This is a genomic window from Clostridium rhizosphaerae (genome assembly GCF_016765585.1).
GTDB lineage: Bacteria > Bacillota > Clostridia > Clostridiales > Clostridiaceae > Clostridium_AT > Clostridium_AT rhizosphaerae.
The window spans coordinates 1,009,241-1,034,429 of the sequence record NZ_JAESWC010000002.1 but is presented as its reverse complement, the minus strand read 5'-3'; the positions used below and the strand labels follow the sequence as shown (position 1 = coordinate 1,034,429).

General features: G+C 32.7%; 23 protein-coding genes and 2 riboswitches. Of the genes, 13 read left to right on the top strand and 10 right to left on the bottom strand.

The genetic code is table 11. The features are described 5' to 3' along the window. Window positions 1–21: 21 nt before the first annotated feature. Window positions 22–1,716 carry a M3 family oligoendopeptidase gene (locus JK636_RS08030; RefSeq protein WP_202748304.1) on the bottom strand — a complete coding sequence of 565 codons (1,695 nt, stop codon included), beginning with the start codon at window positions 1,714–1,716 and terminating at the stop codon, window positions 22–24. 237 nt (window positions 1,717–1,953) lie between these two features. On the opposite strand from JK636_RS08030, the gene JK636_RS08025 reads away from it, so the two are divergent. The 3 genes from JK636_RS08025 (at window position 1,954) to JK636_RS08015 (ending at window position 4,778) form a co-directional block, all read left to right on the top strand. Continuing rightward, window positions 1,954–2,454 (top strand): TspO/MBR family protein, encoded by a 501-nt coding sequence (locus tag JK636_RS08025; protein WP_243428140.1) that lies wholly within the window; start codon window positions 1,954–1,956, stop codon window positions 2,452–2,454. A 64-nt stretch (window positions 2,455–2,518) separates the two neighbouring features. Continuing rightward, window positions 2,519–2,692, top strand: a riboswitch (Lysine riboswitch). A 124-nt stretch (window positions 2,693–2,816) separates the two neighbouring features. After that, window positions 2,817–4,175 carry an APC family permease gene (locus tag JK636_RS08020; RefSeq protein WP_202748303.1) on the top strand — a complete coding sequence of 453 codons (1,359 nt, stop codon included), beginning with the start codon at window positions 2,817–2,819 and terminating at the stop codon, window positions 4,173–4,175. Window positions 4,176–4,361: 186 nt separating this feature from the next. Continuing rightward, entirely contained in the window at window positions 4,362–4,778 is a 417-nt protein-coding gene (locus tag JK636_RS08015) for a hypothetical protein (RefSeq protein ID WP_202748302.1), read from the top strand. Window positions 4,779–4,828: 50 nt separating this feature from the next. Here the strand turns inward: JK636_RS08015 and JK636_RS08010 are convergent, their stop codons facing one another. Both JK636_RS08010 and JK636_RS08005 read right to left on the bottom strand, forming a co-directional pair. Continuing rightward, window positions 4,829–5,101: a spore coat protein gene (locus JK636_RS08010; RefSeq protein ID WP_202748301.1), complete on the bottom strand. Its 273-nt coding sequence runs from the start codon at window positions 5,099–5,101 to the stop codon at window positions 4,829–4,831. A gap of 27 nt (window positions 5,102–5,128) precedes the next feature. Next, window positions 5,129–5,341, bottom strand: coding sequence for a hypothetical protein (locus JK636_RS08005; protein WP_202748300.1), 213 nt, complete (start codon window positions 5,339–5,341; stop codon window positions 5,129–5,131). A 219-nt stretch (window positions 5,342–5,560) separates the two neighbouring features. On the opposite strand from JK636_RS08005, the gene JK636_RS08000 reads away from it, so the two are divergent. Beyond that, entirely contained in the window at window positions 5,561–5,836 is a 276-nt protein-coding gene (locus JK636_RS08000) for a hypothetical protein (RefSeq protein ID WP_202748299.1), read from the top strand. A gap of 90 nt (window positions 5,837–5,926) precedes the next feature. Next, on the top strand, window positions 5,927–7,087 hold the full coding sequence (locus tag JK636_RS07995) for a MalY/PatB family protein (protein WP_202748298.1): 1,161 nt from the start codon (window positions 5,927–5,929) through the stop codon (window positions 7,085–7,087). Between the two features lie 39 nt (window positions 7,088–7,126). Here JK636_RS07995 and JK636_RS07990 read toward each other — a convergent pair whose 3' ends face one another. The 4 genes from JK636_RS07990 to JK636_RS07975 all read right to left on the bottom strand — a co-directional run bounded on the left by JK636_RS07990 (window position 7,127) and on the right by JK636_RS07975 (window position 11,682). After that, the gene (locus tag JK636_RS07990) at window positions 7,127–9,253 is read right to left on the bottom strand and encodes an SPFH domain-containing protein (RefSeq protein WP_202748297.1); all 2,127 of its coding nucleotides are present in this window, start codon (window positions 9,251–9,253) and stop codon (window positions 7,127–7,129) included. Between the two features lie 237 nt (window positions 9,254–9,490). Continuing rightward, window positions 9,491–9,961, bottom strand: coding sequence for a hypothetical protein (locus tag JK636_RS07985; protein ID WP_202748296.1), 471 nt, complete (start codon window positions 9,959–9,961; stop codon window positions 9,491–9,493). A gap of 151 nt (window positions 9,962–10,112) precedes the next feature. Continuing rightward, window positions 10,113–11,006: an anti-sigma factor domain-containing protein gene (locus JK636_RS07980; RefSeq protein WP_202748295.1), complete on the bottom strand. Its 894-nt coding sequence runs from the start codon at window positions 11,004–11,006 to the stop codon at window positions 10,113–10,115. After that, window positions 10,996–11,682, bottom strand: coding sequence for a sigma-70 family RNA polymerase sigma factor (locus JK636_RS07975; RefSeq protein WP_202748294.1), 687 nt, complete (start codon window positions 11,680–11,682; stop codon window positions 10,996–10,998). The genes JK636_RS07980 and JK636_RS07975 overlap by 11 nt, the downstream gene beginning before the upstream one ends. A gap of 233 nt (window positions 11,683–11,915) precedes the next feature. On the opposite strand from JK636_RS07975, the gene JK636_RS07970 reads away from it, so the two are divergent. Next, window positions 11,916–12,884, top strand: a complete 969-nt coding sequence (locus JK636_RS07970) for a DUF5667 domain-containing protein (protein WP_202748293.1) — start codon at window positions 11,916–11,918, stop codon at window positions 12,882–12,884. A gap of 41 nt (window positions 12,885–12,925) precedes the next feature. Here JK636_RS07970 and helD read toward each other — a convergent pair whose 3' ends face one another. Beyond that, entirely contained in the window at window positions 12,926–15,196 is a 2,271-nt protein-coding gene (gene helD, locus JK636_RS07965) for an RNA polymerase recycling motor HelD (protein ID WP_202748292.1), read from the bottom strand. A 369-nt stretch (window positions 15,197–15,565) separates the two neighbouring features. On the opposite strand from helD, the gene JK636_RS07960 reads away from it, so the two are divergent. Further along, complete coding sequence (locus JK636_RS07960; protein ID WP_338025741.1) at window positions 15,566–17,512, top strand: GTP-binding protein; 1,947 nt, start codon at window positions 15,566–15,568, stop codon at window positions 17,510–17,512. A gap of 40 nt (window positions 17,513–17,552) precedes the next feature. Here the strand turns inward: JK636_RS07960 and JK636_RS07955 are convergent, their stop codons facing one another. Both JK636_RS07955 and JK636_RS07950 read right to left on the bottom strand, forming a co-directional pair. Next, entirely contained in the window at window positions 17,553–17,879 is a 327-nt protein-coding gene (locus JK636_RS07955) for a nucleoside triphosphate pyrophosphohydrolase family protein (protein WP_202748291.1), read from the bottom strand. A 238-nt stretch (window positions 17,880–18,117) separates the two neighbouring features. After that, window positions 18,118–19,128: a DNA polymerase beta superfamily protein gene (locus tag JK636_RS07950; protein WP_202748290.1), complete on the bottom strand. Its 1,011-nt coding sequence runs from the start codon at window positions 19,126–19,128 to the stop codon at window positions 18,118–18,120. A gap of 192 nt (window positions 19,129–19,320) precedes the next feature. On the opposite strand from JK636_RS07950, the gene JK636_RS07945 reads away from it, so the two are divergent. The 6 genes from JK636_RS07945 to JK636_RS07920 all read left to right on the top strand — a co-directional run bounded on the left by JK636_RS07945 (window position 19,321) and on the right by JK636_RS07920 (window position 25,189). Next, the gene (locus tag JK636_RS07945) at window positions 19,321–19,680 is read left to right on the top strand and encodes a hypothetical protein (protein WP_202748289.1); all 360 of its coding nucleotides are present in this window, start codon (window positions 19,321–19,323) and stop codon (window positions 19,678–19,680) included. A gap of 107 nt (window positions 19,681–19,787) precedes the next feature. Further along, window positions 19,788–20,900 carry an ArsR family transcriptional regulator gene (locus JK636_RS24015; RefSeq protein ID WP_202748288.1) on the top strand — a complete coding sequence of 371 codons (1,113 nt, stop codon included), beginning with the start codon at window positions 19,788–19,790 and terminating at the stop codon, window positions 20,898–20,900. Window positions 20,901–20,978: 78 nt separating this feature from the next. Continuing rightward, entirely contained in the window at window positions 20,979–22,262 is a 1,284-nt protein-coding gene (locus JK636_RS07935; protein WP_202748287.1) for an MFS transporter, read from the top strand. Window positions 22,263–22,317: 55 nt separating this feature from the next. Continuing rightward, window positions 22,318–22,417: riboswitch (THF riboswitch) on the top strand. Window positions 22,418–22,481: 64 nt separating this feature from the next. Continuing rightward, window positions 22,482–23,000 (top strand): folate family ECF transporter S component, encoded by a 519-nt coding sequence (locus JK636_RS07930; protein ID WP_202748286.1) that lies wholly within the window; start codon window positions 22,482–22,484, stop codon window positions 22,998–23,000. Continuing rightward, window positions 23,001–24,044 (top strand): DNA polymerase IV, encoded by a 1,044-nt coding sequence (locus JK636_RS07925; RefSeq protein ID WP_202748285.1) that lies wholly within the window; start codon window positions 23,001–23,003, stop codon window positions 24,042–24,044. It abuts the gene before it with no gap. Window positions 24,045–24,112: 68 nt separating this feature from the next. Continuing rightward, window positions 24,113–25,189, top strand: a complete 1,077-nt coding sequence (locus JK636_RS07920; RefSeq protein WP_202748284.1) for an NAD(P)-dependent alcohol dehydrogenase — start codon at window positions 24,113–24,115, stop codon at window positions 25,187–25,189.

The following is a 25,189-nucleotide window of genomic DNA, read 5'->3' as shown; positions in this document are numbered from 1 at the left end:
GTCTGCTGTTTCATTTCTAGTTTATAGCATAGTGTCATCAATACCGTTCAAGTAATTCTCTATAAATCCTATAATGGATTCAATGCATCCATTCTCAAAAGGAGACTTTAAATTTGCAAGCTTAACTAAATTAATAAAGGAATAACTTCCGCCTGCCTTGCAAAGCCTTAGATAATCCGTCCAGGCCGTTTCTCTGTTTTCATTAGCTTTAACAAAGAACTGGAAAGCGCAGATTTGTGCTAACGTATAGTCTATATAATAAAATGGTGTTCCGAAAATATGACCCTGTTGATGCCAAAAACCGCCTTTTTCTAGGTAGCTGTTATCTTCATAGTCTCTATGAGGTAAATATTTCTTTTCAATATTTCTCCAAGCTGTCTTTCTTTCAGAAGGAGTAGCCTCTGGATTTTCATAAACAAAATGCTGGAATTCGTCTACAGATACTCCATAAGGGATAAATAACAGAGCTTCAGACAAATGCGAAAACTTGTATTTATCTACATCTTCTTTAAAGAATAACTGCATCCACGGATATGTAAAAAATTCCATGCTCATAGAGTGGATTTCAGCTGCTTCATAAGTTGGGAAGCCGTACTCAGGTACTTCAAATTTTCTGCTGCAGTATGCTTGGAAGGCATGACCTGCTTCATGAGTAAGTACATCTACATCCCCGGAGGTACCATTAAAGTTAGAGAAAATAAATGGTGCCTTATAGGTTGCAATATAAGTACAATAGCCGCCGCCTGCTTTTCCCTTTTTACTTACTAAATCCATAAGCTCATTCTCTACCATAAAGTTAAAGTATTCTTTAGTTTCAGGAGAAAGCTCATTATACATTTCTTTTCCGCAGTTTAGTATAAATTCTGGGCTTCCTTTTGGTGTAGCATTACCAGTCTTAAAACTGAATCTTTCATCATAGTATTTAAGCTTATCTAAACCAAGACGAACTCTTTGTTTTTCTCTAAGCTTAGTTGCAATAGGAACTATGTAATCTTCTACTTGCTTTCTAAAGTTTGCTACCATTTCTGCATTGTAGTCTGCTCTAAGCATGCGTGCATAACCAAGACCTACATAATTTTCATAGCCAAGCTTTTTAGCAATTTTTGTTCTTACTTTAACTAAACCATCATAAATTTCATCAAGCTTAGCTTCATGCTCTACCATAAAGTTATATTTAGCTTCATTAGCCTTCTTTCTCATAGCTCTATCAGTAGACTGCATAAAAGGAGCTAATTGAGAAAGATTTCTCTCTTGTCCTTCAAACATTATCTTGGCTGAAGCTATAAGCTTTGTATACTCGCTGGAGAGTTTGTTCTCAAGCTGTAAGTCTTCAATAATCTCAGGTTTGAAAGTTTTTAGAGTAAGCTCAGCAATATTGAACAGCTGATTTCCCCACTTCTTCTCTAATTCGCTTCTAAATTTTGAGTTAACTAAAGAATTATAGTACCTTGAAATTAAGCCTTGATAGATAGGCGTATTTTCATCAAAAAAATCTTGCTCCTCTTCATAAAATTTGTCTGTTGTGTCAATTGTATGTCTAATGCTTGCTATTTGAGACAAGGACTCAAATTCATTTCTTAGATTGTTTATTTTTTCCATAAATGAGTTTTGAGCTTCAAAATTTTCCGCATTATCGAATCCTTCTAACAATTGATAAAAATCTGTTTCTAGAACCTTTATATCAGGTCTTTTATATTGAAATTCAGTGAACTTCATAATGTTGCCCCCTTTTAAGTAAATTAAAGCTTTGCTTTATATTACAATTATATGTTTATGAGGATAATTTTACAAGAGAGCAGATATAAAATAATAATATCAAGAAGGCAAAGAATCAAATACATTAATGATGTCCCAAAAATCCTTGAAGATTGTAAGAACTTTATTGGATATAGCATATTTACACAAAGCATATCTTATATTAAAGTATGAACAATAATAGAGGAGGTAATAAGATTGCCGGAAAAGTTAAGAAATAGTAAGCTGGGTAATATTGCTGCTTTAATTGCAAGCATAATAATTGCAGAAGGAGCAGGAATTTTAAGTGCTTATCTTGGGATGTCCAATAGAGAAAATTATGAAAGCTTTATAAAACCAAGCTTTGCTCCTCCAGAGTGGGTATTTGGAATAGTATGGACTATTTTATATTTGTTAATGGCTATTGCAGCATATAGAATTTGGCTTAAGGGTAAAAAAGAAGCCAATGTAAGAAAAGCACTAACTCTTTACGGTATACAATTATTGTTGAATTTTTTATGGACTATAATATTTTTTAGATTTAGGCTTATTGGTTTAGCTTTTTTTGAACTTATGCTGCTTTTAATATTTACCCTGCTTACAACTTTTGAATTTTTTAGAATTGATAAGATAGCAGGAATACTTATGATTCCATACATACTTTGGGTCTCTTTTGCAGGAGTATTAAATTTTACATTTTGGATGCTTAATAATATGTAAAAATTTATTCCTTGACTAAACTAAAGTTTTATCGCATAATAATACAAGTAAGATAAAAGTAAATAGCTAGGGTAGAGGCGCGGTTTTTAATAGTACTTTTGTGGAGGTAAGCACAAGGAAGCAAAAGAAAAGGAAAAATCGCCGAAGCGTACAATCAACGCTTTAAGATTGTACAGCTGGTTTTGCATAGAATATGTGCAAAACTGTCACAAGTTTCTTGTGGAGAGCTATCATTCAGTGGGATTTAACACGATGATTGTTTATTTGCGTGCTTAAAAGCCTTGAGTGTATGCTCAAGGCTTTCTTTACGTTATTCTAGTACATTTGCTTTATCGGAAAAAATCTGATAAGGGGGTTCTGTAATGGAACAAAATACAAAACTTAAAAAAGAATTAGGCTTAGTTATAGCTACAGCCTTAGTTACAGGAAATATGATGGGATCAGGTATATTTATGCTGCCTGCAACCTTAGCTGGAAAGGCAGGTCCAGGAGCTACCATAGGAGCATGGATGCTTACAGCCTTTGGATCAATACTATTAGCTCTTTGCTTTGCAAAGCTAAGCAGACGACTTCCTAAGACAGGTGGTCCTTACAAATATTCTAAGACAGCATTTGGAGAGTTTGCGGGTTTTATGAATGCTTGGCTATACTGGAATGGTTCTTGGATAGGAAATGCAGCAGTTGTTATTGCAGTAGCAAGCTATGCAGGTAAGCTAGTACCTTTCATAGGAAACAGTAATCTGGGAGCATTTTTATTTGCAAGCGCTGTATTATGGATATTCACTATTATTAATATACTAGGCGTTAAAATGGCAGGTAAAATTCAAACTGCTATAACTATATTTGAAATTTTATTATTTCTATTTTTTATTATCGCAGCAGCAATGCATTTTAATGCAGGAAACTTAGTTCCAATGTTTCCAGAGGGAAAGGGCATGGAAACTCTTCCTGTGGCCGCAACCTTAACATTATGGTCCTTTGTTGGACTTGAAAGTTCATCTATTGCTGCTGGTGAAATAAGAAATCCAGAAAAAAATGTTGGAAGAAGTACAATAATTGGTATACTTATTGCCGCTATAATGTACATGGCAATTAATTTCTTTGCAATGGGCGCTATGCCGCAGGGAACACTCCAAAAGAGTACTGCACCTATCGCGGATATTTTATCTCAATATTTTGGTAGTGGAATGGTTCAGTTTATAACTCTAGGTGTAGTTGTAAGCGTGCTTGGAACAACAATCGGCTGGCTTTTATCAACAGCAAGAGTAGCTTTTGCAGCAGGGGAAGATGGGATGTTCCCAAGCTTTTTTAGCAAGACTCATGCAAAGTACAAAACACCACATGTAGCTTTGATACTTGGTTCTGTGCTAGTAAATCTATTATTAGCTATGAACTATGCAAATAATAAGACTTTAGCGTCTGCTTTTAACTTTACAGTACTTCTAGCAACATTGTCCTTCCTTCCTGTTTATGCAACTACTGCAGCAGCAGAAATAAAATATGCCTTAAAGGAAGGAAAGAAATTAACTTTTTTATCATCAGTAAAAACCTTTTTCATCCCAGTAGCAGCACTAATATATTCAGGCTGGGCAATATACGGTTCAGGGCTTGAGGCTATAGAATACGGTATACTTTTAGCTGTAATTGGAGTGCCAGTTTATGCATATATGGCAGCAAAGAATAAGAAAAGAATGAGTTCAAGTGAAACAATTGGAGCATAACTAAAAAAGTTAACTTAAAACTTTTAGTATTAAAATTAAATAGATTTCTCCATTAATTTACCATAGGCCATGTTATTAACTTGAATATAACATGGTCTAATTTATTATGTTGTTTTTAATATTTTGTAATATTATTAATAAATTTGGGAATTATAAGTGTATAAGTTGGTAAGTTGAGGTGAGATAATGAAAATAAGAGTAAGCGCAGCTATACTGTTTGGAATGTTTGTTTTTGGAACTGCAGGGTATATTGGAAACAATATATTTAAGAGTGCTTTAAATTATGAACAGACCACTAAACCTGTTACAGCATTAAATGTTCAAACAAGCAAAATAGACGTAATAAAGAATCAGACAATACTAAAACGAGGGGAAGCTGGAATTATAACTATAAAAGCTAAACCTAATACAACATATACTATAAAGACTTCTTATAAAATGAATGGCAGAACAATAAATGTAACGCAAAGCCGTTCAACTGATTCCATCGGAGAGGCAACCTTTAACTGGGTTGTAGATAAAAAAACAGATTCTGGAACTCAGAATGCTGTAATAACTGGCGGTGGAGAAGCTTTAAATCTTTCTCATACTGTAGTTCAATAAATGTTAAAGCCTCAGGATTTAAAAAGATATCCTGAGGCTTTGTATTACTATTATTTTAATTCATTCATCATTGTATTTGCATCATCTTTAGCCTTTTGTACATCGGTATCTGCAGCATCTTTAACTGCATACCAGCCTTTTTGCCTCATAGCATCGAATACTTTATATTGAGTATCTTGAGCATTTTTTAAATTTGATACTAAGGTATTTCTAAGATTTGGACAAGAAGCCTCAGTAATACCAGTGCTATAGGCTGATATAACTTGTTTTTCTGTTGCGAGCAAATCATGCATTAGGTCTTTTTCGCTAAGTTTATTATTCATTATTTAATCCCTCCAGCTAATAATTTATTATTGATGAGAATCTAGATAGTTTTTCAAACTGTCAAAATTCTGCTTGTGGGTATCACTAGCAGAACAGCACAAATTTTTTAAATTTTGGTCTGTACACATGGATTCATATTCCTTATATTTTTTTGTGAGCAGTGCTTCATAGCCTATTTGATCTTTTATAACCTTTAGGTTGTTATCATCTAATTGTGGCTTTTGATTGTTATTTTCCATATTAAAATCCTCCTTATTAATGTAATCCACTATTACAAAATTATTATTTACATATAAAATTTAAATATATGTGGTAGTTAAAGGAAAGTAAACAAGAGTTTTAATATACCATATAAAATAGTAACAAAATCTTAATAACTAATTAAGTAAATCTTAATAATTTAACATAAAAGTTATGCTATAATAATTTCATGAATAAGAAAGAGAGTGTGAATTCAAATGTATTTTGCTAATAAAGGTATTTCAGGTTTCTTAGTTTTAGCTTTAGTAATAATTATTGGGATTACTTTATTAAACTTTTTGCCATTTATTCTCTTAATAGCCGCAGTAGTTATTGGAGTAAACTATATTATTAAAGCCTTTAAAAAGTGGGACAACAATAGATCTAAAATCTTCAACACAAAAGCTGAAAAAGCTAAAACTGTGAAAAGTGATTTTTCACAAACTTATACAAGTGGAAATGTTATTGATGTTGAGTATACAGAGGTAAAGTAAGGACAGCCTAACTGGCTGTCCTTTTATTGTTTTTATTTATGGGGTGGAATATAATGTTAATATAATCAAATAATCAAAGGGGATGAGAAATTGAAATATGATTTTGATAAGGTGATTGATAGAAAAAATACAAGGTCAGTAAAATGGGATTTAAAGAAAAAGGATATAATTCCTATGTGGGTTGCAGATATGGATTTTGAAGTACCTGATGAAGTTGTGCAAGCTATAAAAAATAGAGCAGAGCATAAAATTTACGGGTATACCGCTCCTGATAAGGAATATTATGATTCTATTATAAACTGGTTTGAAAGAAGGCATGGCTTTGTTATTAAAAAAGAATGGATAAATTATTGTCCAGGTGTTGTTCCTGCAGTTAATATGCTTATTAGGGCTTTCACAAAGCCAGGTGATAAGGTTATACTACAAGTTCCAGTTTACCATCCTTTTTTTACAGCAGTTGAAAATAATGGCTGCGAGGTAGTGGAAAATCCTTTGAAGTTAACTGAAGATAAATATGAAATAGATTTTGAAGATTTAGAGAAAAAAATAGAGGATAATAAAGTAAAAGTATTAGTTTTATGCAATCCACATAACCCTGTAGGCCGTGTTTGGACTAAGGAAGAACTCGTAAGACTTGGAGAGCTTTGTATAAAAAACAATGTAATAGTTATATCTGATGAGATACACTGTGATTTAGTGTATAAGGAATACAACCATATATCCTTTGCATCAATTAAAGACGATTTTGCTCAAATTTCAGCTGTTTGCACAGCACCTAGTAAAACCTTTAATCTTGCAGGACTCCAAACTTCATCAATTATTATAGCTAACAATGATCTTAGGAAAAAATTTTTCGATGTATTGGAGGATAACGGAATCTGGGCACCAAATATTTTTGGAATAGAAGCTTTAGAAGCAGCCTATAACTATGGAGAACAATGGCTTGATGAAGTCATTGAATATTTAAAAGGTAATTTAGATTTTTTAACTCAATATATAAGTAAAAATATTCCTAAGCTTAAAATTATAAAACCAGAGGGGACTTATTTGGTTTGGGTAGATTGTAGAGGGCTCGGTATGGATTCTAAAGAGCTTCATAATTTTTTCTTAAATAAGGCAGGAGTTTGGTTTGATGAAGGTTATATATTTGGAAGAGGCGGCGAGGGATATGAAAGAATAAATATTGCATGCTCAAGAAAGCTTCTTGAAGAGGCACTTAAAAGGATAGAAGCTGCTGTAAGAGACTTATAAAGGAAAAGGGTGTCACAATTTAGGTGACACCCTTTAGTATTACTTGGTTTCAATGTTTGTAGGTTTAATTTTGTTTAGTATTTCTTTTTTGATTCTTTCAGATTCCGGTGAAAGCTCAGACTGTTGGATTTCATTAAGTGAAAGTTTTTCACTTAATAGCAGCATAACAAGACTTTCAAAGGCATTAGGAACAGCTTTACCATCTTCGCTTGAACCGTTAGTTATTATTGTTTTAGGAACGATATCAACCTTCGAAGTTTTTATAGCATCAGCAAAATTATTCATAACATCTTGAACTATCTTGTACTGAGAACCTCCATAAGCATTAACTTGTTCTTTAGCTGCGATAGCTTTAGATATACCAACTCTAGCTTCTCTATCTGCATCAGCTTCACCTACAGACTTAATTTTAAAGGCCTCAGCCTCACCAGTCTGCTTTAAGGTATAAGCTTGAGCTTCGGCTTGCTGCTTAACCTTAAAAGCTTCGGCTTCAGCCTGCTGCTTAACTTTATAAGCATCAGCCTCAGATAATCTTTGAATCTTTTCGGCATCCTGTCTTGATTTCATCAGTTCAGCCTTACCTTGGTTTTCCTGAATTCTAATATTAATATCTGATTCAGTAAGTGAGGTTTGCTGTTTTGCAATTGCTTCGGCTTCTTTAAGTTCTTTTTCTTTTTCAGCGGCCTTTTGCTGGGTTTCATAGGTTTCAAGCTGCTCCTTGGCTATTTGTCTTGAACGGAGCTGAGTTAATATCTGCTCTATATTAGTATCATTTTTAGAGCTTGTAGGAGTACCTATTAAAACTTCTTCAAGCTCGAGATTATAGTGAGAAAATTTAGCTTTCATCTCAACTGAAGATTGATTTTGAATTTCGTTTCTTTGCTGTATAAGTTCTATTAAAGTCTTTGTCTGACCAACATTTTTAAAGTAAGCCGACACCATAGGGTCAAGGGTTTGGTCTACAAGCATTTTTATGTCTCCAAAACGTTGAATAACCATAGGAGCCTTCTTATAGTCTATATGAAATACAACTGAAAGTGGGAGAGAAGGCTCGAAAGCATCCTTAGTTATAAGATTAACTTCTTTAAGATTCTCGTCATATTTATGGTTCCCACTTTGATTACTTATCCATTTTAATATTACATTTGTTGTAGGAACTTGAATAATACTTCCTGCATAAGTGTTAAAAGCATATTTTCCAGGCATAAGAGGATCACTCCATACACCTCTATATCCTCTTTGAACCAGTTCTCCATGCTTGTAGTCATCTCCAGAGCTGTCTTCGCCCTTAGCACCAGTATAAGAAACAACGACTCCAACATAACCGACTTGAATTACAGTCTTTTTAATAAACTCAACTGTTGCAAAAAGCCTGTTTATAAGGTAAGTACCATCTGCTAATACTTGGTATTGTCTACCTCTATAACCGCCAGCTCTCAAAAACTTTTCAGGATCTTGGAAGTTATTATGATAATTTTCGTTTGAAGGTTCATCACCTACTGTAGGACAAATAATATTGTCCTTACCAAGTGAAGGACCATCATGAACAGTAACTATACCGACTAAGTCGCTTTCACCTTGTATAACTATTGGATCAAAACCATTTCGTTCTCTAATCTTTTGAGCCATTTCCATTATTGTCTTCTGTTCAGTGTCATTACCCATTGGAAGATAGTAAGTTTTAGTTTCAGTAATTATTATAAATTGAGCTAAGTTAAAAGCATAAGTACCTTCACGAATAATTCCACGCTGAGGTCCTTTTTGACCACCATTTTGTATAAAAGCTTTAACATTTTGAAAGTTATTTGCTTCAGGTACAATTTTTCCTAAGGTTTGTATAGGCTCAAGAGGTTTTCCGTCTCTAGCAAACACATAAGCAATCTTACCTTGAGGAATGGTTACAAGTGGAACCTTATGCATTTTGTATACTAAAGGACTTAAAAAGTGAATACCTCCTCTTAAAACCTCCGGCTGATAACCAGCCTCGCCGTTTAAAGCTATAATCTGCTCTTTTAAGGAGCCTTTTCCTGACCACCATTTTTCAATAATAGCAACCTTGTCATTAGGTATGATTCTTATCCCTATAATCCAAATCAGAAATAAGAAAGCTACTATTCCAATGCCAACCCAAATAAGTGTAGATGCAAGTTCTGGACTAAGATTCATAATTTTAATACCCCCCATTTATTTTTTAAAAAGTATGTAGTATTATTTATGACTACATATATTATTTTATAATATGGTATTAAATAACTCAACGGTTGTTTTAAATTAAGCTTTGGTAGGGGGATTAAATTTTATTATATTCTACAGTTTTATCTTCATTTATCATAGCTTTGCTTTGATTATCACCCTTTAACAAAGTAAAAAAGTGTAATAGCAGTTTTGCTATTACACTTTAATTTAAGTTGTCATTCCTATATCGTTTGTACCGCTAAGATTTAAGTCACGGGTATCTATATTTCTTAAATTTAGATCTTTTATTCTGTCAGGTATATTTAAGTTAGGACTTTCTAAAGAGCCACCCATTTCTTTTATTATTTTGCTGGCTGCTTCCTTATTATTGTCGTCAACATTTGCAACAACTTTATAATTGACATCCATAACCTCTTCAAACTTTCCGAAGCCGCTAACCATTGGACTTGCTGCAATAAGTGGTGACTTATCTGTAACAGAGCTTGCATCTCCAGATCTTAATACTAAATCAGAAAGACTAGGGGTGTTTTCATTTCCCGGGAAGTTTGTTTCTACATTATTATTTACCATATAATGTTCATTTATATCTGCATAAGAATTATTAAAGCCAGCTGATCTAAGTTTTTCCACAGCTTCATTAGCATTTTTTATTCCACTAAAAAAACCTTCAATTTTCATCTTATTCCTCCTTCACTCGGAACAGTGAGCATCTTGAGAGTAATTGTTTAAATCCAATTCGAATTTCAACCTTCTCGTATTGATGATAGAACTATTTTTTCACTATAAAAAAATATTATTCAATAAAAAAACACGGCTTTGCAGCCGTGTATTATTTTTTTTCTTTACTGTCTTTTTTTTCTTCATGATTTTCTTTATGATTACTATATTTTGAAGAATTATTATTTTTATCTTTAAGTTCATCTTTACTAATATTTCCATTACTCTTAACAGGATTGCTTTCAGATTTTACAGAATTATTATTAGGAACATCTGTTGAGGAATTTCTATTTGAATTACCTTTAGAGTTACTATTATCCGGGTTACTTTTTTTATCCTGAGGATTATTATTATTATTATTATTATTATTATTATTAGTATTTGGTTTAGCATCCTTTGTTTCATTAGTTTCAGATTTTTTAGTGTCCTCTAATTGAGGTTTAAATTCCTCTTTTTTAATTATCTTCACATTAAGCTTATTTTCCTTTGCATGTTCTTCAAATTTGGATAAGTTAAAATCTTTTTTTAATTTATTATCTTCTACAGCTATAGTTATGGTTTTGCCGTTCTCAATATAGTCCTCATTTATAAAATTATCTTTTTTAGATTCATCAATAATTTTATCTAAAGCAGAATTTATAGAGTTGTTATTCAAATTCAAGCTTTGCAATAATGCGCTTCCGTCTTCATTTAAGGGGATAGATTTTATTACTCTATCCCATCTGTTCAATTGTAGCTTTACAGATGGATTTATATTAACTAAGATTGAAGCAGTTGGGGTATAGTAGGCATAAGCTCCGCTGCCTGAAAGAAGAACAAAAATCAGGCTGGCAGCTGCAGCAGCATATTTGTAAAAAGTATTTTTTGAAGAAACTTCACCAGTAAATAATTCTCCTATTTTTGCAGCATTTTTATTTAGCTTAACTTTCAAAAATTCTCCCGTATCAGTCATAATAAAAACATGTCTTTTACTTAGCTGCATTACTATTCCGGTATTACTTTTCATTATCATCACCTACCTTTATATTTAAATATGATTTCAAATAAGGATACTCATCGTTTGAAAGTATCAATATAAGTATTAAAATATATCTTCTCCACTTTTCAAGAAGCTTTCTGCTGCTTGAAGTTAGAAGCATTATTTCTTTAATAGGCAAAAGTTTTTTTTGTTTAATATAATTTACAATGCCGTCTTCTTTAGAACATGTGAAGGCTATATTAAGCAGGGTATCTCTCGTATCTTTATGTGAAGGCGAGGATTTAACCATAATATTAAAATCAAGTTTGTAGTTTATAAGTTCCTTAGAAAACGATGCAATCTCCTCGGCGCGTCTTTTATTTTCATTTTCGATTTCGTAATTATCAATAGAATTTTTATAATCTATATACTCCAAAGTCTCATCTTCATTATTAAATACCACATAAGGCGTTTTGCTCATTTTTCTAAAGTAGTCTATTAAAGCATTTCTTATTATTACTTTTGCATAGCTGTAGAAATTACCCTTGTCATTTTTATAAGTATTGCATGCATTGTTAAAGGCGATGAGAGAGATTGAAAGTTCGTCATCATTTTCTAAGGAAAGATTTCTTTTACATACTTTATAAGTGACATTGTATATAAAAGCTTTATTTTCTTCTATAAATTTATCTCTATTTTCTAGAGACAACATTTCAGTATCCATAGATCCTCCTAACGAGTAGAAACAAATATAAAACAAATATTAGTTTTTCTCTCTCAAATATATTTACGTATATTATAAGATATTTTAAGGTGTAGGTCTTTAACAAAATATTAGTATTTTAACCAATAAAAGATCACCCCCTTAAAATATGAAATTAGCGGCGTACATATATGTGAAAACACAAAAATACACAAAGTGCACATAATTTTATATGTATAAAGGAGAGTTGTAAGATGAAGAAAATAGCGGTATTGGTGGCTTCAGTATTAATAGCAACAGGTTTTAGTGTTAGAGCTTTTGCTGATGATCCGTCAGAATCATTTAAAGCAGAGGCAGGTATTACACCAGACAGTATATTATATCCTATAGATAAGGCAATTGATAACTTAAAAATAACCTTAGCTTCTACAGATGAAAAGAAAGCAGAGGTTATGGATGAAATAGCTCAAGAAAGACTTGGGGAAAGCGAAGTTATGACAGAAGAGCAAAAAGTAGATTTAGCAAATAAGGTTTTAGAGGAATATAATAACACAATGACTCAGGCTGCTGATAAACTTCAATCATCATTAGATAAGGTTTCGGACGGTTCAGATGATAAGCTTGATCAGAAAATAGAAGAACTTCAAAATAATATTCAAGAAACCCAAGAAAAATCCCTTAAGATTCTAAGCAAGATTAAAGATAAAGTAGGGGATAAGGCTAGTGATGTTGTAAATAAGGTAATTGAGGACCAAACTGCTAAGAAAGAAGCAGTAGCTGACTTTGTAAGAGAAAGACATGAGTTTAATGCAGCTAAAAAAGACTTGAATATGGCTAAGGTAGAACTTAAAAAGGTTGAAAAGAGCGGAGATGCAGAGTCTGTTAAAAAAGCTGAAGAAACACTTGCTCAGTATCAAGAAGCCTTTAATAAAGAAAAGTCAGAGCTTCAGGATGCTTTCCAAAAGAAGCAGCAGGCAGCGAAAAAAGCTAATAAGGAAGATGACAATAAAAAAGATGATATAGTAAAAGCTACTGTTCAAACAGTACAGCCGACAAATCAAGTTAAGGCTGACTCTAAGGATATAGTTAATACAGCAGAACAAATCAAAAGCAATAATGGTAATGGAAATGGCAAAAATATAGAAAAAGAAGATAAGAAAGACCAGGAAAAGGGCGAAAAAGAACATGGTAAATCAAACGAAGCAAAAGGAAAAAATAAATAATATTTATTTTATAAATCCGTCATGAAAATGACGGATTTATCTTATAACAGGAAATTGAGCATTTCAGACTGTTCACCGCAGGAGTAAATATATAGTTTGTGAAGAGGTCTTGTCATAGCTACGTATAGAAGCTTTGCATCAAGTTCATTACATGTAAATTGTGTTTTAGAGGCATTGGCTATTATAACCATATCAAATTCCAGGCCTTTAACAAGATAAGAAGGCACAATAACAATACCTCCACTGTACTCTTTCTCATTTCCGGTAATAACCTTGGTGTTTATTTTAAAACCTTTTAATAAAGCTTTAAATCTTATACATTCATCCATAGTTTTACAAATTATTGCTGCCGATTTGTAGCCTTTGCTGCTCATGATTTTTAAGTTGTTTTTTATAGCTATGCATATATTCTCAAGAGAATCTTTTACAATAAGCTCAACTTTATCGCCATGTCTTATTACAGGTTTCGCTGCAGGCAGGTTTGAATCTTTAAGACTTTCAATTACAGTTGAAGCAGCTTCCATTATTTCTATTGTAGTTCTATAGCTTTGCTCAAGAGATAAAAAGTTAGGTGAATCTTCCTTAAATATAATATCTGATACATTATCCCAGCTGTTAATACCTCTATAAGAATGAATTCCCTGGCATAAGTCACCAAGTATTGTGAAGGAGGAGCTGTTTAGTATCTTTTTAAGCACATATAGCTGAAACAAACTAAAGTCTTGAGCTTCATCAATTATTATATGTCTTACTTTTAATTTATCCTCAAGTCCGTAAACAAAAATTTTTATATACATTAAGGGTGCAAGATCTTCAAGTTCTGTTAATCCAGACTGAAGATTTGATATAGTAGACTGTGCCAGGTAGTTCCAAGTCTCGTCATCAATATATTCTTTTACTAGATTGCAGCTGAGTACTTTATCTTGCAGAAAATTTTTATAATATTCTATAGGATTCAGTGGAGAAAACTTGGATAAATACTCACGCACAACTATTTTCGAGTGTTTGTTCACTTTTTCTATTAAGGCTTCTCTCTCATTTGTAATATCTATTATAAGCTGGCGTCTTTCTGCACAATCCTTCATTTCATATCTAATATCCTCAAGCTGTCTGTCGTATTCAAATATTATATTTTCTATTATTTCTAGTTTTTTTCGTTTTAGAGTATTCATAAGATTTTTTTTGATTTCATCTAATCTCTTTGTCAAAGGAAGATATGAGTAGTCTTCAAAAAATAATTTTTTGAGTTCTGATGAACTTATTATTGTAAAATTGGATACTTTAAAATCGGCTTCAGGAATAAAGCTATCTTCAATTTTTCTCATATAATTTTCAGTCAAATCTTTAAACTTTATCGAAGATTTAAAACTTGAGGATTGTTTTATGAGAGTACTATCTCTTGAGTAACTTATAAGCGTTGAAAGTTTTTCGTGAGGCTCTATTATTTTTAGTTTCTGTCCTATAATTTCAATAGCAAAATCCTCAAAGGTAGTCTGTTTTACGTTTTCTACACCCAACTCAGGAAGTACTTCCGATATATAGCTTAGGAAAAATTTATTTGGAGCTATAATCATAAAGTTTTGAGGACTAAAAGATTTTTCGTAATTATAAAGAAGATAGGCAATTCTATGAAGAGCTATAGTAGTCTTTCCACCTCCGGCGGCTCCCTGCACTATTAGGGGTTTCCACATATCAGCTCTTATGACTTTATTCTGCTCTGATTGAATGGTTGAGACTATATCTTTTAATCTATTATCTTTGCTGGAATTGAGGCATGCCTGAAGAAAGTCATCATTTGTTGTTATGTCTATGTCATATATCTCATGAAGATAGGCATTTTCTATGGTGTATTGTCTTTTCAAGAGGAGTTCCCCATTTATTTTTCCTTCGGGGCAGTTATAATGAGCTGTGCCGATTCTCCCTTCATAATATAGATTTGCTGCAGGGGATCGCCAATCAAGCACAATAGGTTCGTTATCTTCATCTCTTAAAAGAGCCATTTTTCCGATATAAAGCTTTTGCAGTTTTGAGTTTTCTTCCGTGAAATCTACACGTGCAAAATAGGGCTTCGAGCAGGCTCTTATTAAATTGTTAAGCTTTTGTTTCATGTTGTCTAAAAGAGTACTGTTAATAATAAGATCATTAAACTGTTCGGCATTATCAGAGTTGTAATGTTTTATTCCATAATCCACGTCTTTAGCAATTCTTTCCTTCTCAGAAAGAATGCGGTTATTATAGTTTCTTGCATATTCAAGTGTGTAGTCTAGATATTTTTTTTCATTTTCATAATCAGGATGAGTTAAGGCAGACATAAGTTTACACCTCACATTTTTTAATGAAGGATATGTACCAGCCGCAATACACACCTATACAATTTTTTACTGCTTCTTAATTTTAATAAAATAAGAACAAAAAGTGAAATCTGCTATTAACTCATATTTTATTCTCAATAGCTGTAAAGACAGAGAAATCTATGTAAAATCTATTTTTCACAATTTTATAAAATATTTCTTGACACTTTGAAGCTTTTGTAATAAGATAAATATGTAAGGTATATAAAAGCTAAATATACCGGTGTTATGTTTAAGAAATTGAATTTGAATGTGAATGCGCTAAACCAAGAGCCCATCTGGAAACAGGTGGGCTTTTAGTATTTAAAAAGGTTTGAAAGGAAGATTACTGTGGATACAGTTTTAAATATAAGAAATATCGGCATATTGGCACATGTAGATGCAGGAAAAACAACAGTAACTGAACAAATGCTATATAAAAGCGGAACTATAAGAACTTTAGGAAGTGTAGACAAAGGTACAGCACATACAGATAGTATGGAGATTGAGAGGCAGAGAGGTATTTCAATAAAGTCTGCTTATGCTAATTTAGTGTGGAAGAATACAGATATAAACATAATTGATACTCCAGGACATATAGACTTCTCAGCGGAGGTTGAACGTTCACTCAGCGTATTGAATGGTGCTGTGCTAGTAATTTCGGCGGTTGAAGGTGTACAACCTCAGACTGAAGTGTACTTTAGAGCGCTGCAGTCAATGCGAATACCTACAGTAGTTTTTATTAATAAGGTTGATAGAACAGGAGCAGATACTAACAAGGTTATTAAGGATATAAATAAAAGCCTTACTAAAGATATAGTTGTTCTAGAAACTCTAGTAGGGGAGAAAAGTAATAATCCAATGGTTACATACAGTGTTAATAGCAGTGTGCTTGAACAAATTGCAGACAAGGAAGAGGAGTTACTTGAAAAGTATATTAATGAAGAAGAGGTTACTGAAAGCTGTTTAAGGGGAAAACTTATAAAACTTATTAAGGAATGCAGGATATATCCTGTTTTATATGGCTCTGCTATTAAAGCTGTTGGAATAGAGGAACTTCTCAACTCTTTGGTTGATTTATTGCCAACACCTGCTGGTACTAAAAGTGAAGAATTATCTGCTTTGGTATTCAAAATAGAACATATTAAAAATTTTGGAAAAGCAGCTTTTATAAGATTGTATAGCGGTGAAATAAAAAGCAGAGATTCAGTATATAATACAGCAAAGAAGGTTGAGGAAAAAATTACTCAGATAAAAAAGCTCAAAGGCCTGAAGGAAGTAGAAGCTGGAGAGATAAAGGCAGGAGGAATTGCATTAGTTTCAGGACTCTCAAGATGCAGCATTGGAGATATTCTAGGAAGTAAAGATAATGTGCCAAAGGTTCCAAGCATTGCAACACCTCTTCTGACGATTCAAGTACTTCCTAAAATAAAAAATGAGTACACAAAGCTTCTGGAGGCTTTAGAAGAACTGCAGGAGGAAGACCCTCTTCTTCATGTTCAAAGAATAAGAGAAAAGGAAGAACTCCATATTCAAATAATGGGAATGATACAACTTGAAATACTTCAAAACATACTTCAAAATAGATTCAACTTAGAAGTATCATTTGGAAAGCCATCTATTATTTATAAGGAAACTCCGAGTAAAGCAGGCTATGGGTTTGCTGCTTATACTATGCCAAAACCCTGCTGGGCTATTGTAAGATTTTATATCGAACCTCTTAAAACAGGTTCAGGGATAGTTTATGAATCGAAGGTAAGAACTGACGATATTAAGTTAAGGTATCAAAATGAAGTGGAAAGACAAATTCCAATTACTCTAGAGCAGGGGATATACGGATGGAATGTAGTTGATTTAAAGGTGACCTTAGTAGAAGGTGAAGACCATATAATGCATAGCAATCCAGGCGACTTTTTAATAGCTACTGTAATGGGAATAATGGATGGATTGCAAAGCATTGGAACAACACTATTGGAACCTATATTAAAGTTTAGGATTACTGTGCCTGAAGAAGCAGGAGGAAAAGTATTAGGAGATATTATAAATATGAGAGGAAGCTTCGACAGCCCTGTAATAACAAATGGCAATTTTACAGTAGAGGGAGAAATGCCCGCTGCTACATCCCTTGATTACCCGGTTAGATTAGGCATAATTTCCGGTGGAAAAGGTATAATCAGTTCCAAGCTTTCAGGCTATAAACCGATTGCCTTAGAATTAGGTGAAGTTAGAGAACGGCAGGGAGTAAATCCATTAGACAGAGCTAAATTTATACTGGCAATGAGAAATGCATTAGGGTAAAGCAAACCTGCTGAAATATTACTTTCAGCAGGTTTGCTTTTTATTCCTCTCTATTGATGCTTCTTTCTACATCCCAGCCGTCAGGATATCTCCTTTTTAATTTTTCAATATTCATTTGAGCAATTTCTTCAAGGCTACAGCCGATTATTTCAGCTGTAGAAGCTAAGTACCAAAGTACATCACCAAGTTCCTCTGCAAGTTTTTCTTTATTTAAATCATGAGAATGAAAAACTACCTTTTTAAGGTAATCTGTTACTTCTCCCGCCTCGCCGGAAATGCCCATGGCACTCCAGCATAAGTTTTCATTTGTAAGCTCAAGATTGCCTGCAGTTCTTTTCATGTTTTCTGTGTAGTCTTTAAAATTCATAAGTTTCCTCCTTTTAGTCGGAAGCACTGAGCAATTAATCACTGGACTGTCTATTCTCGCAGGTTTCCACCAGTTAGACAGCCCGTTAATGTCCATTTAGGACATTAACCTCGCTCCCGCTCGCTAATTGCTCGTAAAAGTCCATTTAGGACTTTTACTTCGTCCACGGGGCAGCCTAAACTCGCTCGTTCTCACTCGCTAGTCTGCCCGTAAAAGTCCATTTAGGACTTTTACCTCCTTAAATAGTGTTAATTACTTTCTTATTAATTTGAATTAGTAATTCCTGAACTGAATCATAATCAGGTTCATCAGGCAAGATGGTATTTTCAGCGGCATATTTAAATTCTTTATCAAATTTATCAACCATTTCAAATATCTCATTGTAATTAAAGCTGCCATTTCTTATATCCATTAAAAGAGATATTTCTTTTTCTCTGTAAGTATGAACCTCTTTACCTTCAAGTATTTCTTTACCCATAATTAAGAGACGTATAAGATGCATGGCGTGTTTATTAAGATGAAGTTCATCCTTCTTGCTGTTTCTATGATTAAGCTTATCATAATCTTTTAAAACATTATTCATATCAGAGTATATATTTTTAAAATCTCTAAGAGGATAGTGTTTTAAGTTTATATCCATAAATATTTCTTCGTCAAAATCTTCTTTCATAGATGTATCTAAATATATATTAAGAGCTCCCTTTGTAATTTCTTTATATCTTTCTGGAAGAGTAAGAAGCTGTTTTTGGATGCTGCTTAATATATGCTTTTCTTTTTCCTTCTGTGGATAACTATCTCTGGCTAGAGCGTTTTGAAGTCTTCTAAGTTGAGCTATAGCATAACCTCCAAAACTTGCAGCTGCTTTTTTTGAAAGAAAAAGATCAGCGTTATTTCTTAAAAGTCTGCCTTCTTCAGTGCAAATAAAAAGATGTTCCTCTTTTGTACCAAGTATTTCTATAGTATTTGGATTACAGTTTAGAAGGAGTGAAACTATTTGCTTTAAAAAGTATATAACTGTGTCTGTAGGTCTGTCTTCTATAGGCTTATCGTTATAATTCATAGTGAGTATTTCTTCTGCAGAGTTTAGAGTAATGCCTCTAATATCTAAATCGCTCTTGGGCGTATCAGTACCATAAGCATGTGAACCGCCTGTTGTTAAAAGAATTATATTTTTTCCTAAGCTCTTATTACGTCTTAAAAAGTCATATTCCACTGAATTAAGCTTTTCCTTAATTTGCAAAGTATTCATTGTTATCCTCCGCGTATATTATACTATTATTTATAATAGTATTTATTTTATATTTCTGCAATAATATAGATATAAAACTTCAACTATAAATTGAGTTTACATATTTTTTATCAATAGGTATTAGTTATTTAATATTAAATTGGGAATAACTATAACAAATGTAATGAAAAAGTTGAAAGGCAGGATTATATAATGAAGAAGTCAACAATGGTAAAAGGTACAGGGAGTTTACTTGGAGCTATGTTTCAATATAACGTATTATTAACAGGGGTTGTTATTGGGGGCATTGCAGTATTGGCAGGAAAAAAAGATTTAGGAAAAAACATAATAAAGACAGGCAAAGTTATAGGAAAGGCTGCAGGCAAAGCAACAAAGCTGTCAGTAAAATTAGTTGGAAACATAATAGAAGTTACTTCTGATGAAGGTTTTATCAGCGGAAAGACTTTAGGAGAAAGATTTGTTAGAACAAGAGTAAAAATATATGGCGATCCAAATGCATTTTATGATAAGGATAAGATCATAGAAGCTGCCTATAATGAAATTGATAAGTAATTATATTTTTTAAAAATTTAGTTGACAATGAATAATTATATTTATATATTAATATTAGATAAATTTCTAATGTTAAATAATATTAATATTAGAAATTAAAATTAGAGGTGATTTTTATAAAAGCTATACATGAACAAATATTAAAAAACGCTAAGTTTGTACTAAATCCTTGTCTGGAGTTTGCATGTGCATTAGGAGCTGTTGGCAAAAGAGAAAATATCTTTGATATGGCTAGAGAAATGAATTTTACTATAGATAAAAGTGATGAAAAGCTTTTGGATGAATTAGAAAAAGGCATGTCTAAATATATAAGAAATGAAATGGAATATTTTTTTGGAGTTTGTGATATTGGAGTTCTTGTAGCCGCTTATATATCAGATTATGAAGATATAAACACAGTGTATAAATTCTTAGATATCTTTGATAAAGAGGATGTAAAAGTATTATACAAATACCTTGGAGGGATTTTTATAGCTTCAGAGCTTCCAAAGCTTAATAGTGACTGGGATGAGGTAAAAAGCGATATATATAAAATGAAAGCCTATATAGAAGCTGCTAAAGTTGAAAATATAAATGCTAAGGGAAAGCTTTTAGAGTGCATGGATAATCCTGAAGAAACTAAACAAAGGCTGAGTTTCTTCTTTAAGCAGTTTTATGAAAAGTCATATTTGCAGGTTGAGAGCATTGTACTTAATGAGATTAAAGAAGCCGAAAAACAATATAAAAAAATAATGGAGAGCAGTCCGGAGGAATTTATATCGAAGTATTTTTTTAATTTTTTTAAGATAGAAAATAAAAGCTGGAATTATAAGCTGAATATTCATCTGAGTTTGTTTCTAAATATTTATTTTTGGACTGTAAATTTACATGATTATAAAGAAAAGCAGGGCTGGGTTGTAGTCGGTATTAGAACTTATAAGTTTTTCTATCAAAAGGAAGCTTTTGAAAAGGTAGATAGGTTTCTAAAAGTCTTAGGAGATAAAAGAAGAGTAGATATTGTAAAAATGCTTTCACATAAGCCTTACTATGGCTATGAGATAGCTGCTAAGTTAGAACTTACTCCAGCAACTGTAAATTATCATATTAATCTGCTTATGGATGCAGGAATTTTAACCTTTGACAGGGAAGAAAACAAAGTTTACTACACTCTTAATAAAGATAGAGTTAAAGAATTATTGAATGAAACAAGTATGATGCTTATAAATGAGCCGTTGAAATAAACGGTTTATTTTTAAAATAGATATTAGAAAAATATCTAATATTATATGTAAAATAAATATAATATGTGGAGGCATATGATGGAAGGTCAAGTAAGTACAGGATTTAAGACTGAAAGTATATTTAAAAATAAAAACTTCATGCTGCTTTTTATAGGAAAGCTGGTTTCACAGTTTGGTGATGTGATATACAATATGGCTATTGGCTGGTATATTCTTAGCGTTACCAGCTCGGCTATACAGATGTCCATATATATGGCTCTTGGAACTGTAGTTTATATAGTTATGGGACCCATTGGTGGAGTAATTGCTGATAGATATGACAGAAAGAAAATAATTATTTGGATGGATATTATAAGAGGAATTGCTGTAGCGGTTACAGGAATATTAATGTATTTTAATATAGAGTCTATATATTTATTTTATATTTCATCAACTATTTTGAGTATATGCGGTGCTCTTTTTGTGCCAGCTTCAAATGCTATGATGCCAATGATAGTCGATGACAATCAGCTTACAAAAGCAAATTCCATGGGTGGATCAGTAGGAAGCATGGCTAATATAGTCGGAACTATTGTTGGAGGGATACTTTATGCTCTACTCGGAATTAAAATAATATTTGTTTTAAATGCAGTTTCATATATTGCATGCGGTATATTAGAAGTGCTTATTACTATGCCTTCTAATAATAGAGATAATAATGGGCAGGAAGATTCACAAGATAAAAAACATATTTTTAAAGAGCTTTCTGAAAGCTATAGTTTCGTTAAAAATCAAAATGGCTTATTTATATTGATGTGGTTTTCTACAATTATAAACTTTATTCTTATACCATTAATGGCTGTCTATGTACCATATATATTTAATCAAATATTAAAGGTATCAACTGAGCAATATTCTTATGTTGGAGCTGCTTCAGCTGTTGGCTTCATTATCGGTGCAACAACAATATCTATGCTTCCGCAAAGAGATAAAATATATAAATATATAAATATGAGCTTAATAGCTTTTAGTATACTTATATTTTCAATTTACTTTGTAATGCTCGCAAGCTCTAAAGGAATACTGCCAAGCAAAATGGTTGTAATTTTATTTATTGCAATATACTTGTTTATAGGTATGGCAAACTCAATCTTAAATATTCCTATTGGAGTCGTTGTACAAAGACTTGTACCAAATGAGATATTAGGGAAAGTTACATCTCTTCTTAATACTCTAATAATGGCTGCAATGCCTTTAGGAATGCTTATGGGGGGGGCTACTGCGGACTTAATGCCCATGAATATGCTTCTTCTTATAACCTCTGTAATTTTCTCAATAATTACTATATACTTGTCTCTTCAAAAAGATATAAGAAGAATTTAGTAAAAATATCATTATTGATTTAAATTACAAAATTAACTAAAATATAAAGTAATAGGGCAGAGTAGATAATTGTGCGTCAAGTGCTAGTTGGACGGGAAGTTGCCGCTAGACGAAAGCTTTAAAAAGCTGCGGTGCATTTATCGCATTCCGCTGCCACAAAAAAAGGGTTCTCCTTCTTTTGTGGTATTATGCCATTAATAAAAGAGGGGGAACTTATTTATGAACAAAACAAGAAAAATTATTCTTATGGGATTATTTATAGCTATTGATATTGTACTAACAAGATTTTTATCGATACAAACTCCAATAGTTAGAATAAGCTTTGATTTTCTACCTATAGCATTAGCAGCCATTATGTTCGGTCCACTAATAGGAGGGACTACTGCAGCTATTGCAGATTTAATAGGAATGATGCTTTTTCCAAAGGGAGCATATTTTCCGGGCTTTACTTTAAGTGCTTTTTTAACAGGCGCAATTTATGGAATATTTTTGTACAAAAAAACTTTAAGTACCATAAGAGTAAGTATATCTGTATTAACAATTAAATTATTTATTGATTTAGGGCTGAATACACTGTGGCTCCACATACTGCTCAACAAGGCAGTATTTGCAATACTTCCAACACGTATAATATCTAATGCAGTCATGCTTCCCATACAAGTTATAGTAATATGCATAGTTTATAAAGCGTTAAATTCTGCTTTTAAAATAAAAATAGTAAATGAAATGGGTAAATAGATGGATAGAAAGATAATTCATGTGGATATGGATGCATTCTTTGCCTCGGTTGAGATTATGGATAATCCGAGGCTTAAAGGAAAACCTGTTATAGTAGGAGGAACCACTGAAAGAGGTGTGGTTGCTACATGTTCTTATGAGGCTAGAGAATTTGGAGTAAGAAGCGCTATGCCTATATACATGGCAAAAGCAAAGTGTCCTGAGGCTGTCTTTATGCCTGTAAGATACGGAAGATATAAAGAAATATCTAATAAAATTTTTAGTATATTTCATAAGATAACAGATTTAGTAGAGCCTTTAAGTATAGATGAGGCTTATCTAGATATCACACACCTAGAAAAAGATCCTGTTGAAATTGCAGTATTTATTAAGCAGGAAGTAAAAAGACAAACAGGTCTTACTATTTCTGCTGGAGTTTCTTATAATAAGTTTTTAGCAAAGCTTGCTTCAGACTGGAATAAGCCTGATGGCTTAAAAATAATTGAGAAACACATGGTTCCTGAAATACTATTTCCGCTTTCAATAAGTAAGGTTTATGGACTTGGTCAGAAGTCGGTAAAGAAGCTTAATGATATTGGTGTTTTTACTGTTAAAGAGCTTTATGGACTTCCAAAGGAGCTTTTGATAGAGTTTTTTGGCAAGTTTGGAGTAGAAATTTATGAAAGAGCACGTGGAATTGACGGTAGAGAGATTAATATAGATAGAGAGAGAAAATCCATAGGTAGAGAGACGACCTTAAGAGTGGATACAGATATTAAAGACGACTTAAAGCTTTATTTGAATGATTTTTCTGAATCAATAGCGGATACCATGAGAAATAAAAACGTCAGTGGAAAAAGTATTACTATAAAAATAAAAACTTCCTCTTTTGTTAATCATACAAAAAGCAAAACATTGAATCATTATATATATAATAAAGAGGATATATATGAGGAAGCTTTAAATATACTAGATGAGATTGAACTAATGGAAAAGATCAGACTAATTGGCCTTTCAATTTCCTCGCTAAGGGAAAATAAAACAGAACAAATTTCTATGTTTTAACAGATTGACAAAAAAATAACAAAATTTTATAATTAAATTATAAAATTAATTGAAAGAAGGTTTATAAAATGAAAGCCTTAGGATTAATAAAACCAAATCTTGTAGCATGGATTGAAAAAGAAAGACCAATTGCAGGACCATATGATGCGATAATTAGGCCAATAGCTATTGCACCATGTTCTTCAGATGTACATACTGCTTTTGAAGGAGGAGCGGAAAAACCTTCAGGGTTTGTTCTTGGACATGAGGCAGTTGGAGAAGTAGTTGAAGTTGGAGAATTGGTTAATGAGTTTAAAGTTGGGGACAAGGTTGTTGTACCAGCAGGTACTCCAAATTGGCGTGCAAGAGGAATTCAAGAACATAATTTTAAGCATGCAGGGGGTCCTTTTTCAGGGCTTGAACTTTCAGGATCAAGAGACGGAGTTTTTGCCGAATTATTTATGGTAAATGATGCTGATAATAACTTAGCTCTTATGCCTGAGGATATTTCCATTGAAGATGCTCTTATGACAGTAGATATGGTTACTACTGGCTTTAGCGGAGCAGAACTTGCTGATATCAAGTTTGGAGATACTGTATGCGTAATTGGTATAGGGCCTGTAGGACTTATGGCAGTTGCGGGTGCAAAGCTTCGTGGTGCTGCTCGTATTTTTGCTGTTGGGACAAGACCAGATTGTGTTACTCTTGCAAAGGAATACGGTGCAACTGATATTATAAGTTATAAAGATGGAAATATTGCTAAACAAGTTCTTGAGCTGACTTCAGGGAGAGGTACAGATGCAACAATTATAGCAGGGGGAAATGCCGAAACTTTTGCATTGGCTGTTGCTATGACTCGCTTTGGAGGAGGAAATATAGCTAATATAAATTACTTTACAGGTTCAGACTATCTGCCTATACCTACATTGGCTTTTGGACGTGGAATGGCTGGAAAAACAATTAAAGGCGATCTTTGTGAAGGTGGACGTGTTCGTATTGAAAGATTGTTAAATATGATTCGATATGGAAGAATTCAGCCTGGAAAGATGGTTACTCATAAGTTCTACGGTTTTGATAAACTTGAAGAAGCCTTCTATCTTATGAGAGACAAGCCAAAAGATTTAATTAAGACTGTTGTTTATATAGATTGGAATAAAGAAAAATAA